General features: G+C 49.4%; 12 protein-coding genes. 3 read left to right on the top strand and 9 right to left on the bottom strand.

Going from position 1 to position 13,783, the window contains the following annotated elements; all coding sequences use genetic code 11:
* Positions 1–2 precede the first annotated feature (2 nt).
* The 3 genes from ACFS25_RS27040 to ACFS25_RS27030 all read left to right on the top strand — a co-directional run bounded on the left by ACFS25_RS27040 (position 3) and on the right by ACFS25_RS27030 (position 2,203).
* Positions 3–569, top strand: coding sequence for a Crp/Fnr family transcriptional regulator (locus ACFS25_RS27040; RefSeq protein ID WP_381507544.1), 567 nt, complete (start codon positions 3–5; stop codon positions 567–569).
* A 220-nt stretch (positions 570–789) separates the two neighbouring features.
* On the top strand, positions 790–1,176 hold the full coding sequence (locus ACFS25_RS27035) for a nuclear transport factor 2 family protein (RefSeq protein WP_381507542.1): 387 nt from the start codon (positions 790–792) through the stop codon (positions 1,174–1,176).
* A gap of 91 nt (positions 1,177–1,267) precedes the next feature.
* Positions 1,268–2,203 carry an alkene reductase gene (locus ACFS25_RS27030; protein ID WP_381507540.1) on the top strand — a complete coding sequence of 312 codons (936 nt, stop codon included), beginning with the start codon at positions 1,268–1,270 and terminating at the stop codon, positions 2,201–2,203.
* Positions 2,204–2,909: 706 nt separating this feature from the next.
* On the opposite strand, the gene uxuA is transcribed toward ACFS25_RS27030, so the two are convergent.
* The 9 genes from uxuA to ACFS25_RS26985 all read right to left on the bottom strand — a co-directional run bounded on the left by uxuA (position 2,910) and on the right by ACFS25_RS26985 (position 13,782).
* Positions 2,910–4,121 carry a mannonate dehydratase gene (gene uxuA / locus ACFS25_RS27025; RefSeq protein WP_381507539.1) on the bottom strand — a complete coding sequence of 404 codons (1,212 nt, stop codon included), beginning with the start codon at positions 4,119–4,121 and terminating at the stop codon, positions 2,910–2,912.
* 45 nt (positions 4,122–4,166) lie between these two features.
* Positions 4,167–5,195 (bottom strand): FAD:protein FMN transferase, encoded by a 1,029-nt coding sequence (locus tag ACFS25_RS27020; protein WP_381507537.1) that lies wholly within the window; start codon positions 5,193–5,195, stop codon positions 4,167–4,169.
* Positions 5,196–5,340: 145 nt separating this feature from the next.
* On the bottom strand, positions 5,341–6,426 hold the full coding sequence (locus tag ACFS25_RS27015; protein ID WP_381507535.1) for a dihydrodipicolinate synthase family protein: 1,086 nt from the start codon (positions 6,424–6,426) through the stop codon (positions 5,341–5,343).
* 3 nt (positions 6,427–6,429) lie between these two features.
* Positions 6,430–7,446: an NAD-dependent epimerase/dehydratase family protein gene (locus ACFS25_RS27010; protein WP_381507533.1), complete on the bottom strand. Its 1,017-nt coding sequence runs from the start codon at positions 7,444–7,446 to the stop codon at positions 6,430–6,432.
* A gap of 22 nt (positions 7,447–7,468) precedes the next feature.
* A complete protein-coding gene (locus tag ACFS25_RS27005; protein WP_381507532.1) occupies positions 7,469–8,731 on the bottom strand; it encodes an Nramp family divalent metal transporter in 1,263 nt (420 codons plus the stop codon).
* A 21-nt stretch (positions 8,732–8,752) separates the two neighbouring features.
* Entirely contained in the window at positions 8,753–9,967 is a 1,215-nt protein-coding gene (locus ACFS25_RS27000; protein WP_381507530.1) for a Gfo/Idh/MocA family protein, read from the bottom strand.
* Positions 9,957–11,546, bottom strand: coding sequence for a beta-N-acetylhexosaminidase (locus ACFS25_RS26995; RefSeq protein ID WP_381507527.1), 1,590 nt, complete (start codon positions 11,544–11,546; stop codon positions 9,957–9,959). Before ACFS25_RS26995 ends, ACFS25_RS27000 begins: the two co-directional genes overlap by 11 nt.
* Before the next feature lie 19 nt (positions 11,547–11,565).
* Positions 11,566–12,882, bottom strand: a complete 1,317-nt coding sequence (locus ACFS25_RS26990; RefSeq protein ID WP_381507524.1) for a sugar MFS transporter — start codon at positions 12,880–12,882, stop codon at positions 11,566–11,568.
* Between the two features lie 132 nt (positions 12,883–13,014).
* Positions 13,015–13,782 (bottom strand): glucosamine-6-phosphate deaminase, encoded by a 768-nt coding sequence (locus ACFS25_RS26985; protein WP_381507522.1) that lies wholly within the window; start codon positions 13,780–13,782, stop codon positions 13,015–13,017.
* Between the last annotated feature and the right edge of the window lies 1 nt (position 13,783).

Below are 13,783 nucleotides of genomic sequence, written 5' to 3'. Positions count from 1 at the left end.
GTATGGAATCTGCTCTTCACGCACACATTAATCAAGTTGTAGCCATTACAAATGAGGAGTTTACGGAAATCAGTCCTTATTTTGCCCCGCGTACTTTTAAAAAGTACCACTATTTATTACAGGCTGGCGAACCTGCTCCTATCGAGTTTTTCGTGGTGCATGGTTTGTTAAAATCATCATATGTCGACTCATCCGGGAAGGTACATATCCTTCAGTTTGCGATGGAAGGGTGGTGGATATCCGATTTTACCGCATTCAATTTACAGACGTTGGCCACACTTAGTATTGACTGTATAGAAAAAACCGAAGTACTAACCATTAGCTTCGAAAATAAAGAAAAGCTGTGTGAGGCCTCCCAAAAGATGGCCTATTTCTTTAGAAAAAAGTATGCTGTTGGCAATGCTGCGTTACAACGTCGCCTATTATCACTACTATCCGCCAGCGCCACTGAGCGCTATCATTCCCTAGTACGTCAATACCCAGAGTTAAATAGACGTGTTCCCAAGTCACTGCTAGCGGCCTATCTAGGAGTAACTCGAGAAACGCTTAGTCGCCTGTCACGATCTTGATAAGGGATAAAAAGGGGAAGCCTGACAGTTAAAGCGATTAGGTCAATTACTTACTTCTAAATTTACGAAGCTATCTTGGACCGTCAGCGAAAGATCCATTCGTGATCTAGATCACGCAAAAATAGTGCGTTATATCACGGGCGTAAGGGCTGACGAATGGGTTACTTTGTTAACTCGAATTCGAGTAGTTCCGATAGGGAAATTTTAACGATCAAGTCTCATGTCGAAGAATATCAAAACCACCCCCACGCAAGAGTACAATGAGGTAATTGCAACCGTGCAGGCCTATGTCGATGGTCTGCATGTAGGTAGCAGCCAGGGCGTTTCACAGGCCTTTCATCCTGATGCCGTAATGTACGGGTTTACTAATGGTCAGTTGCTTGGCGGGCCTATTAGTAACCTGTACGAATTTGTGAAGGAGAACGGCGACGCGCCGGCTATTCAGACCCGCATCGATGTGCTTGCCATCACCCCAACCACCGCCGTTGTCCGTGTCGATATGGAGCAGGACGCTATTGGCGCAGACTATACCGACTTTCATACCCTACTCAAGCAGGAAGGCCGCTGGCTCGTAATCGCCAAGGTCTACCACCAGTATGGAGTATAAGAGTTCTTATACCTAGTTTATTTTCTCATTATGCAGGAGACTGGCGGTACTCAAGTTCCTTTAGCACCTGCGGTGTAAGGTACAAGCGATTATGCTTCATTCATTGAACGAGACGGACCTCTTTTATCCTGTCACACTAGGCAGTTTACATCTGGCTAATCGGATTGCCATGGCTCCGCTGACTCGGAGTCGAGTGGGGGAGAATGGTGTTCCAACTGTCCTGCACGCTACCTATTATGCGCAGCGTGCCAGTGCTGGTCTTCTGATCAGTGAAGCTACTAATATCTCGCCCCAGGCTCGCGGATATGGCTTTACGCCAGGCATCTGGTCGGAGGACCAGGTAGTTGGCTGGCAACAGGTAACGGATGCCGTGCACGCAGCCGGTGGTAAAATCGTATGTCAGCTTTGGCACGTTGGGCGCTTCTCGCACGTGTCGCTACTACCGGGTGGTCAGGCTCCTGTAGCCCCTTCAGCCGTGCGAGCGCAGGGAGAGACGTTTACAGCTACCGGCTTTGAGGAGGTTTCAATGCCCAGAGCTTTACACACGGATGAAATACCCGGCCTGTTGGGTGAATACCGGCTTGCCGCGCGAGCCGCCAAACGAGCAGGGTTTGATGGGGTAGAAGTGCACTCGGCTAACAGCTATCTACTGGATCAGTTTATTCGTGATTCTGTCAATCAGCGTGTCGATCAGTACGGCGGCAGTGTTGAGAATCGTACCCGGCTTACCTTGGAGGTGGTCGCAGCAGTCGTTGAAGAGTGGCAGGATAGTGGTCGAGTGGGCATTCGTCTATCCCCTACCACGCCCGATGCCGGGAATACCCCACCCGACAGTGATGTTATGGGCACTTACGGCTACCTGATCCAAGCGCTTAATACCTTTAATCTGGCCTATCTGCACATGGTAGAAGGGAAAACTGGTGGCTCACGCGAATTACCAGCTGGAATTGATTTGGGCGTGTTACGTCGGCAGTTTGCTGGCCCCTACATTGCCAACAACGGCTACACACTTGAGATGGCACTCTAAGCCCGGTCTTCGGGCAGCGCCGATGTCATTTCCTTTGGTCGCTCGTTTATTGCCAATCCTGATTTGGTCGAGCGCTTCCGGCAGGGCATACCACTAACTGTTGCTGATCGGAATACGTACTATGGTGGCGCCGAGCGCGGTTATACTGACTGGCCCACTGCTCAGCAAGAAACAGCTGCCGTATAAGTCGACTCGGTTGCTAGAAGGGGTTGGAGGGGTATATTCGCTAGATTAGTAGACATACATCCAGTTAAGTGTCAAGAGCGTTTGAGCAATTAATTCCAAGTAATTAATAAATTATAATCAAAGACTGAATTTAACGACGTAGACTGGTGATGCCTTGACGAAAGTGGACTACGCTGAAAAGCTTGACACGATGTCTTGTCCTGAATTTATTCGGAGGTTTTATTGGACGATTTTTAACATACATTCACTATAAAGACAACTGACTGATTCATTGTCATTTAATTAGTTCATTAAATGACAATGAATGACCTTATACTGGACAAAACTGTATTGGTAAAATATCCAAAGAATTACATTATAAAAATAATATTGGCGAGGTTGTTGAAAGTTTGGCTATTCCTTTACTGAAATAATATCTATTACTTCAGAAGGCCATCATTTTACATTCTGTCCAACTCAATCTAAAGAGGCTTCATTCTCAATTCTTGGGAAAATCAGCAGGATTTGGAGATAATTTCTGTTAACATGCGGCTTTGCGACAAGAAAGCCCACTCATTAGCCCGCGAAGCTCGGCTAATCCGCGCAGTCTGCCAATGGCCGTGTAGCCTGGATTCGTATGCTTGCCTGAAGTCAGGTCATCGAGCATTCGGTGTCCATGATCTGGTCGGAATGGCATCCGGAAATCCACAAGTCCTTCTTTCTGTCGCCGTTGCTGTTCAGCTAGCAAGCCGTCCATTACGCTGACCATTGGCACGTCGCCTTCGAGGTGGTTGGCTTCCTGAAAACTTCCGTCCAAAACGCCATCAAATCGTCGGGTGCGTTCTGTACTTCGGAGATGAATAAAGTGAATTTTGGCACCTAATCGGTTAACCATACCCACCAGGTCATTATCGGGTCGGACGCCGTAAGATCCGGTACAGAAGCAGAGCCCATTCGCTGGCGAATCAATACTGGCAAGCAACGTATGCGCATCTGCTTCGGTGCTCATAATACGTGGTAGACCAAGAATCGGGTAGGGGGGATCGTCAGGATGAATGGCCAGCCGAGCTCCTACAGATTCAGCAACCGGAACAACTTCGCGTAGGAAGGCGTACAGATGTTGACGAAGTGCCTGATCATCCACAGCCTTGTATTCATCCAGCACGCTACGAAATTGCTCGACCGTATACGTTTCTTCCGAACCGGGAAGCCCGGCAATAATGGTTCGGGTCAGGCGGTTAACCTGCTCTTTGGTCATGGAGTCTAGTTTAGTTTTCGCCTGCTGCTTTTGATCGTCCGTATACAAATGGACGGCACCCGGCCGCTGGAGTATATACAGCTCGAAAGCGGCAAATTCGGTCGCATCAAATCGCAAACCAGTCGAGCCGTCGGGCATTGGGAAATCGAGGTCCGTACGTGTCCAGTCAAGAACCGGCATAAAATTATAACAGATCGTATCGATACCTGCTTGTGCCAGGTTGACTATCGACTGCTTGTAATTGTCGATATATCGTTGAAAATCAGCCGTTCGTGTTTTGATCGCTTCGTGAACGGGCAGGCTCTCTACGACCGACCAGCTTAACTGGTGGTTCTCAATTGTCGTTTTTCGTAACTGTATTTCATCGACAGGCCAAACATCGCCGTTGGGAATGTGATGGAGAGCAGTCACGATACCAGTCGCACCCGCCTGGCGTACATCGTTAAGCGATACAGGGTCATTTGGACCGAACCAGCGCCAAGTTTGTTCAAGCATAATAGAGGTCACTAAATTGATCGGGATTCGATGCCACTACGTTGGCTACCGCATGAGTTTATAAAAACCGGCTGTGGCCGTATCGGCAACGGTTCCATTCGGTTTCTGGTAGATAAAATAAGCCTCCAAGTTTTGATGATGCTTCAGGAATGATAGCGCTTGTGGTAAGCCCATCGCCAATAAAGCGTTGTCGTATCCGTCGGCGGTGATGGCATCATGCGCCACGACGGTGACGCTAACGAGTTCATTTTTACTGGTGTATCCTGTTTTAGGGTCGATTATGTGCGAAATCCTATTGGGGCCAACCTGCCGATATTTTCGGTAATTACCCGACGTAGTAACGGCCCCCTGAGCTACTTCAATCACCTTCTGAATGGATGCTGACTCGAACTCGTTTTTGGTAGGTGTCTGAATGCCAATCGACATGGGCGTGTTTTGCGGATACTTGCGTCCTTTTACGCGTATCTCGCCACCCACTTCAACCAGATAGTTTCGAATACCTCGTTTTTTAAGGTAACTCGCCACCACATCGACGCTGTAACCCTGGGCAATTCCGTTAACATCAATTCGGGTACAAGGAACTGTTTTGCTAAGCCGATTCTGGGTTAATCGGAGTTTCCCCGAGCCCACGCAGGTCAGTAACGATTTGATCGTGGCAGAATCGGGAAGCGTCGTAATTTTCTCAATGCCAAAGCCCCACGTGTTGACCAGTGGGTAAACGGTTATATCGAATACACCAGCCGTTTCGTTGAAAATCGCCAGTGATTTCTGAACTACCTGCCGAAGGTGCGTGTCCGTTTCGACTCCGGTATCTGATTGGTTAAACTGGCTAATGAGCGACGTGGGCGAATAAATGGAAAGCGATTGATCGAGCCGACTAAAAATACTATCAATCTGAGGCTTCTGGATGATTTCACGCTGGCTGTAATACGTAATGGCGTAGGTCGTTCCCTGCGCCAATCCGGTTAGCTGAAACGGTTTCAATTCGTTTGACTTTTGAAATTGAGTGAAGCCGAAGAGTACGAACAACAAGCTACCCAAGCCCAAGAGCGTTAGTTTTTTCAGCTTTTTCAATCGTATTCGATACATTTAGGAAAGGCTTGTAACTGTCTGGAAACTGTCTGGAAATTAGTTTTCTATAGCCCTACAACCCCTAAATCCCCTGAAGGGGACTTTGTCTAAATACAAGCAAAGTCCCCTTCAGGGGATTTAGGGGTTTTTAGACAACATTTAGTTCAAGCTTCTGCTGCGTATGTAAAAACTCCGCAACAAACTGATCGTCATTCAGGTACGGATACATGGCATAGACGCGGTCAATTTCTTCCAGTTGCCTCGGCGACAATTCCTCGGTTGGGTCGAGGCACCATCGCCCTTCCAGCAATCCCTGACGACGTAGCACTTCGTGAATGCCCGGAATGCATCCGTGAAAGGCATGAGCTGGGTCGAAGAAAGCCGCATTTGAATCCGTCACGTCAACGTTGCGGGTCAATAGCTGGTCCAAACCGGCATGCCCCTGACTGAGGCAGGCTTTGATTTCGGCTAGCAACTCAACCGCTTTTTGTGTCCATACCGCCCAGTGGCCGAGTAGTCCACCGACGAATTTTTTCTCGACAGCTTGTCCATTTATAGTAAAGCGATATGTAGTGAGTAGGTCGGCAATGATGTTATCGTCATTGCCCGTGTAGAGCGCAATTACCTCCCGGCGGCTGGAATGGCAAACTGCGCGCATAACATCCAGGGTTTGATAGCGGTTAAAGGCCGCCACTTTAATCGCCTGCACATTGGGTATTTCGGCAAACTGCTGCCAAAATTCGTAGCTAAAGATTTGTCCGCCCACGGATGGTTGTAAGTAAAATCCAAAAACAGGAATGACGTCGGCTACGGCCCGAACCCGGTCCAGAATGGCCGCTTCGGTCCAGCCATGCAAGCCACCCATGCTCAGTAAACCCAGATCATAGCCGTACTGAACGGCCAGATTAGCTTCATAAAGTGCCTGATCCGTTGGGCCGCAAATACCAGCTACCTTGATAAACGGGCGATTGAGCTGGGCCGAATCAACTTCTTCAGCGGCCAGCCGAAGGACGGTTTCGTAGAGATTAATCTCCGGGTCGCGGATGGCAAACTGGGTTGTATGTACACCCACCGCGACGCCACCGGCCTCGCTGGCCATGTAATAACGCGTCAGATTTCGTTGGCGAGCCTCGTCTAACTGGCGCTGTTGATTCAGTGCAAGCGGGTGAGCCGGAATAACGGTACCGGCCTGTAACAACGAATGAATGTCGGGACGTAATGCAATTGATTTCATTGGTTAAAACTTGCCGTTTCGTTCTTGAAAATGGGTTGGTTTGCTCAATAGTTTTCCTCCGCCCTGTAGCCAGGCAACCGTTAACTCCATCATCTGGCGCAACGTAACGCGGGGATAACCAAATAAACGGTGCGCTTCAGAAGCATTGCTCAGGAGAGCTGTGGGATGGGGTTCGTTAACGAATACCGGCGTTTTGTCCAGCAAACGACCGAACTGTTCAGCTACCCACTGGATTGAGACGGTTTCCGGTCCGGTGACGTTCAGGAGTTTAGCGGGTGTACTGCAATGACGTAACGACCGAATCGCAATCTCGTTGGCGTCGCCCTGCCAGATGACGTTTACGTTGCCCATTTTTAAATCAATCGGTTTACCGGCGATAACTGATTTGGCTATTTCCAGCAATACACCGTAGCGTAAATCAATGGCGTAGTTCAGCCGGTAAATCAGTGTTGGAATGCTGTACGTCTCCGAGAAGTACTGAAATACCCGCTCACGTCCCAGACATGACTGACCATATTCGCCAATGGGTTCGGGGGATGTATTTTCGGTTGCGCCACCAGACGTTACTGACGTGAATGGATACACGTTTCCCGTTGAGAAAGCGACAATGCGTGAGTTTTTGTATTTCTCCGCTACGCGACCCGGTAGGTAGGCATTCATGGCCCACGTGAAGGCTTCTTTGCCCGTCGTGCCAAACTTGGTTCCGGCCAGATATAGTACGTTCGCTACATCGGGCAGCGCGGCTAAGTCCGCTTCGTTGAGTAAATCCGCCGAAATGGTTTCGATACCGTCGGCTTCGAGTTCGCCCTGCACTTGTTTATCCGAGAAGCGCGATACGCCAATTACACGTTTCTGAATACCCGCCTGATTGATCGCGGCCTTCGCCAGTCGTGCCAAACTCGGCCCCATTTTACCACCAACACCCAGGATGATGATGTCGCCATCAATTTCGTACAAATCGGCAATTAACGTTGCCGACGGTTTGATTAATTCCTGTTCGAGTGCTTGTAAATCAGTCATAAACATGAGGGTTTAGTTTCTTTCACTTGAAAAATAATTCGTTGACGTTGCTGATGGCCAGACCGATAATCAACAATAGTCCTAATCCACCTACTATTCTAGTCAAGATGGTGTTGCGATATTGGCCCATAATGTGTGCATCATTGGCGATGACGTACATGGCCAGGCCAATGAAGGGGACAATGAGAATCGTAACACTCTGAGCTAGAATGATTAACTCAAGGGGTAGTTTGCCGAACGACAACGCAATGGCTGCGCCAATGATCATGATCAGCGAAATCAGTCCACGAACGGTTTTGGTGTTTAGCTGGCTTCCGTAACCAAGCGCATCGCCCAGCAGCGTTCCACCCAACGTAGCATTGCCAATTAGTGCCGAGAACGAAGCACCAAATAAGCCGGCCAGAAATAAGTTGGACGACATGTGCCCGAAAAGTGGTTCCAGCGCTTTGGCCATGTCGGTTGCACTAACAACCTTGATACCCTGAGGATTCAGAATCGCAGCTCCACAGATCATGACAATGGCGCTCAGAATGCCCAGAAGCACAATTCCAATGCGGCTGGCATTGCTTTTCTGTACCAGGCCCGGATTGGCCCGTCGACGCTCCTGCACCAAATAGGACTGATACAACGCGCCGACGATGGAAAATGTAGAGGCAACGAATGCGATGGTGAGCCCCCGCGAGCCTGTTGGAAGCGACGGAACAAAGCCCATAGCCACCTTGGCGAAATCGGGTTTGGCCAGAAACAGCGTAATCACGAAGGCAAACAGCATCAGGCTAATGAGCGTAATCATGAGCTTTTCCAGCACTTTATAGAAGGTCCGGAAAAAGAGCAGCCCAATGGCAATGACGTTAAACAGAATAATCCAGGGCTTTGTCGATGTTTGCGTTGCTTCGGCCAGTGCGATACCCACGCCAATGGAGTTGCCCGCCTGAAACGACGTAGTAACCAGAAATACACCAATCCCCAACCCGATAGACGCGCCATTTCCCCACCGTTCCCGAATGGTACTCAGAAATGACTGTTGGGTAGCCAGGCCAATACGGGCGGCCATCGCCGTAAAAACCGCCATAAAGAAGATAGCCACCACAACAATCCAGAGCAGTGAATACCCGTATTCCGCACCCATTTTGGATGTTATGGTAATCTTGCTGGGACCAAAAACCAGTGCCGCTGTAATGATGCCGGGACCCAGTGAGGCCAGCCATTTCAGCAGTTTGTTGCCGGACGGTCGGTCGGTAGACGGTCTGGTTTCCATTGATTCGTTTTCGGGTTGTATTGCCATGTGCTGTCGAATGAAGAGGGTTTATACAGAATATTCCGGCTTCCAGAACTGAACGGTTTCAGTATCCGCAGCGGCATTGCCCATGTGAATGGAAATGGAGCCATCCCGGCCCGTTTCGACATTGGAGATAGGCTGCTTTTTCGTTTTGATACAGCTAAAAAAGTCCTGTAACGCGTAGGTTGTAGGTTCCAGTTTTTCTTCGCCCGGCTTGCCAAATTCCAGTTCAACACCTTTCCCCTGCGTGGTTACAGCCAGCGTTGCCCCCGTTACACCATCCACGGTGCCTTTGGCATTGTTGGTCGATTCGGCGTAAATGAAGGCTTTATCGCGCAGGATTTCAACGGTGGCTTTGTCGCCCAGAATCCGAATACTATAGCCGTTGTAGGCGTTGGACAGCACCGACGTCACGCTGGCTTTTACCCCATTTGGGTAATCGTAAACTGTTCGGATGTTGTCGAACGTATCACGGCCGTCTTTCCAGTAGTTGATGCCGCCCAGCCCGATAACTTTCGTGGGATGGGCATTCAGCATAAAATTCACGACATCGATTTCGTGCGCACACAATTCCGACAAAGGACCACCACAGTACTCCCGGTGCATACGCCAGTTGATGGCCCGTTCCAGTTTGGGATCGCTTACCGGAAAACGCCAGTTGGAGTTTCGGTTATACTGGCACTCAAAATGGGTGATTTTGCCCAGCCAGTTCTGGTTGATCACTTCCTTTACCCGATGGTACAGGCCATAGTAGCGGTACTGATAACCGACCTGAAAAACAAGATTAGATTCGCGTACTTTCTTTACCAGATCAATGGCTTGCGGAATGTCGAACGTCATGGATTTTTCCAAATAAACGTGCTTTTCGGCTTGCAATGCAGCCACCGCCATTGGGTAATGCAAATAAAGTGGAGTCGCAATGATGACGGCATCAATGCTCTTGTCTTCGAGTAGCTGGCGGTAATCCGTATACGCTTTGGCTCCTTTTACGGCCAGGCTCATGCCTTTTTGCAGGTGCTCGGGAATGGTATCGCAGCAGGCCACCAGCTCGATTCCAGGCATTTTCTGGATGAGTGTTGCCAGCCCAGCCCCTCTGGCTCCGGTTCCGATCATACCCAGTCGGATGACATCGGCTTTAGAAACAGGTTTTGCCCATGCCGACGAGCCGACAACGGCTAATCCGGTTAGGGCAGTTACACTTGTTGCGACAAAGTGACGGCGGGAAGTGGTATTATTTGCCATTGTTTTGGGGAAAATCAGTTGGCGTCAGGCTCTTCGTTTTCGCCAGACGTTCGTATAAAAGGCGCGGCTTAATGGTTCGCCAGTAGGTTTCCTGATCGAGTTCTGCCGGGTGGTAATACGCCTTGTTCAGCGATGTGAATCGGCTGCTTATTTTCTCTGAATCAGCCATCAAGGTTTTTAATCGGCTTAATGTCGCCGGGATTTGTGCGGTTCTAAAACGTTCGTCATTCACCTCACTCTCAATTAATTGGTAGGTCAGATATTCCAGCCGAATGTCGGTCATGAGCCGGTATTGCTCAAACTCGTCTTTGTTTTTGGACGGCGTTAACGCATGCAGCGTTTTAGCGGCCAATCGAGTGCTGTCCATTAATGTCTGGATTGTCATTGGCTTGGGCGAGGCTACCTGGCCCTGCTTTACTTCATAGGGGGCGGTTATCAACGCTTGCCAGAACTTCGTACCCTGATCTTTCGTAAAACCGTACGTATTTCCGGTGTATGTCTGGATAAACTGCTGAATATCTAACGGTTGCGTTGTTTTTATGCTTTCTCCATAAGCCGCCAGAAGCATGTTAAAACCCGATAGGGGGTAGACGTGCCGGATGGCGTACAAGTCAACGATATCGGAACCGGATTCAAATACGGGCGAGTACAGGCCCGAGGTTGACCAGGAAGTCATCACCAATCCCTGATAACCCAATTGTTTTGTCATCGGAATAAAGTCCCGAATGTTTTTGAAGTGCTTCTCCCACTGGGTGACAAAGTAGTTGTCGGGGCCGCTACGTAGCGCAGGTGCTCCCCAGATTTCAAAGCCCGTTTCGACCAGTTTTTTTGGGTCACCGAACCGGTTTAAGGCCCAGCCGTAATTCCAGTCGACCAGAATGGTTTCCTTCGGCAGGAGCGAGAGTGCTTCGGGATGTTTGAGTGCGATGTCGGCCCAGAGAACAGGCCGTTTCCCCAGACTGGTAACAATGTCGCACAGCATCTTGATGTGATCGACAAACAGTTTAGATTTGCCTTCTTTGGCGACTTTTGCCTGGCATTTGTGGCAGTGACCAAGTAAATAAGTTTCGTCGCCACCGATGTGAAAATAGGGCGAGCTATGCGTGGATACTAAATCAGTGAACAGCTCAGTAAACAACGCTTTGTTCAACGCGCTTTCAACGGGACATACCTGCGAAAAATCCTTTTGGTCTTCCCGTAAGGCAGTATACCGAGGGTTGCGGAGAATGTATTCGACATGCCCAAAACTCTGTTGCAGCGGAATGACATTGATGCTCAGGCTGTTGCAGTATTTAATAAAAGACGTTACCTCCGACCGGCTATAGGCGTATCGGTTGGGAATCATTAGGTGCTTTTCGAAGGGATACGTGGCTTCCCATTCCATGATCAGCGTATTGATGCCTTGCTTTTGCAATTTCTGCGCCAGTTCTTTCAATGCAGGCATAGTCATCACCTGAATGCGTAAATCGAGGTGAAAGCCTTTTACGGGGGTTTTTGGGACAGGCTGACTCGTCTGTTGACTCAAGGCCGGATTAAGTGCCAGAGCCATAAACAGTAACCCCAATAAGAGATTTCTCATAATTCGTTTCGATAAAAAGTTATCGCCAGCTTTTCAGTTTGTGTCCATACACGGCATAAAACAGCAGGTAGAGATAACAGGGGAGGAGTATCCAGTAGGCTTGCCGAAGGGAAAAACTATCGGCAAAATAGCCATAGGCCAGCGGCATAATCGCGTTCCCGCAGAGGCCCATAATCATCAGTGAACCACCTGCTTTAGTGAAACGGCCCAGCCGGGCTAGTGCCAGCGGCCAGATACCCGCCCACACCAGCGAATTGGGCAAACCTAAACTCACCAGAAACCAGAATGAAACCGGCATGTGGTGGCCAAACAAGGAAAAGTTTCCCGGCGCAAACAGAATACAAAGGCTAAATAGCACACCAAGTACCGTACAGATACGTAATGCGTTGACTTGCTTTATAAAACGGGGGATGGTGATAATGCCAATGATATAGCCACAGATGGTCGCAAACAGAATGTACGACGGAAATCCTTTGGCTTCCAGCAGCGAAACACCCATGGAACTGGCATAACCAATGACGGTGTCAATTGCGATAACCTGCGACCCGACGTGAAAAAAAATCGCCAGCGCACCCAGTACCAAATGAGGGAATTGCAGCACACTCGTTTTATCCGAATTGGCGGCAAAAATTTCCTCGCTTTCGTGTTCAGTGTCAATCTCGGGCAGGGATGAAAAACGGATGAACAAACCTAGCCCAAACAACACAGCACTTACGCAGGCATATGGCACTATAACCCGCCGGATCAGCTCGTCCAGGGCCACGCTGCGGTCGCCGGGTGCCAAGAGTGGCAGTTGCTTGAATAGTTCGGCATCGGAGGCTCTCAGGATCACGGCAGCAAACAGCAGGGGGGCAACAATACCCGCCGTTTTATTACAGATGCCCATGATACTGATCCGCTGGGCCGCCCGCTCAATCGGACCCAAAATGGTCACGTAAGGATTCGATGCCGTCTGGAGAACAGCCAGCCCTGTGCCGATGGTGAACAGGCCCAGTAAAAACAGACCGTACGTTCGGGTGTAAGCCGCCGGGACAAAGAGCAGCGCGCCGAATGACATAATGAAAAAGCCGACCATCATCCCTCGTTTGAAACCCACTTTTTTCAGCAGTATAGACGCGGGCATCGACATCACCAGATAGGAAATGTAGAATGCAAAGGCGACCAGATACGACTGAAAATGAGTTAGTTCACACGCTATTTTAAAGTAGGGAATTAGGATCGAGTTGATCCAGGTAACAAAGCCAAACACAAAAAACATGACGCCAATAATAAGGATTGGGCCAATTGTGCTTTGCCTTGCGGCAGCGGTATTGTCTAGTGTGTCTGATGTAACCATAGTCGATGCGAGAAAGACAAATTTGTCTGTTCAATCCTGCGAGTTTAGTTGTATCCACGGACTCCAGCCCGTGTTTTACTTCATCTCAAACACGGGCTGAAGTCCGTGGATACAATCTAAGCTATCCAGCTTTTATTCATCCCACTGTCCGTAAGAATCAGTGTCCACGTACAAGGTACAATCTGGATGCTGACGCAGGATGGAGGCCGGACAAGCCGTTGTAATCGGCCCGTTCAGCATCGCTTGTACAGCCTGATACTTCGTCTTGCCGGGAACCACACAAAATAGATGATTACCAGAAAGCAACGTAGGAATTGTCAGCGTCAGGGCTTCTTTGGGGACGTCGTCGAACGTAGCAAAACAGCCGTCATTCACTTGTTGTTGCCGGCAAATGTCGTCAAGTTGTACGCGCTTTATGAGTTCCGGGTCATTGAAATCAGCAACGGGAGGGTCGTTGAACGCCAGGTGGCCGTTTTCACCAATGCCCAAACAAACGATGTCGATAGGTCCTTGCTCAAGCAACTGTTTGTATCGCAGGCAAGCGACATCCGCACCCTCCGAATCGTCGATTAAATTGATTGTACGGGGTGAGATTTTTGCAAATAATTTCTTGGTCAGAAAATAAGCAAACCGCTCGGTGGCATCTGCGGGTAAGCCCACGTATTCGTCCATGTGAAACACGTCGATTCGAGACCAGTCGATGCCTTCGGCGCTGGCCAGAAAATCCAGCATTTCATTCTGGGAAGGGGCTGCCGCAAATACGATCCGAAGACTCACCTTTTCGGCTAATAACTCCTTTATTTTAGCCGTTACATCCTTTCCCGCGGCAACGCCCATCGCCTGACGGGTCTCAAAAACGCACACGTGCAGGGCATCCACCTGCTCAATTGTTGACTTCATT

The sequence above is a fragment of the Spirosoma flavum genome, from assembly GCF_042686045.1.
Lineage (GTDB): Bacteria > Bacteroidota > Bacteroidia > Cytophagales > Spirosomataceae > Spirosoma > Spirosoma flavum.
This window is presented reverse-complemented; position numbering and strand designations above follow the sequence as displayed.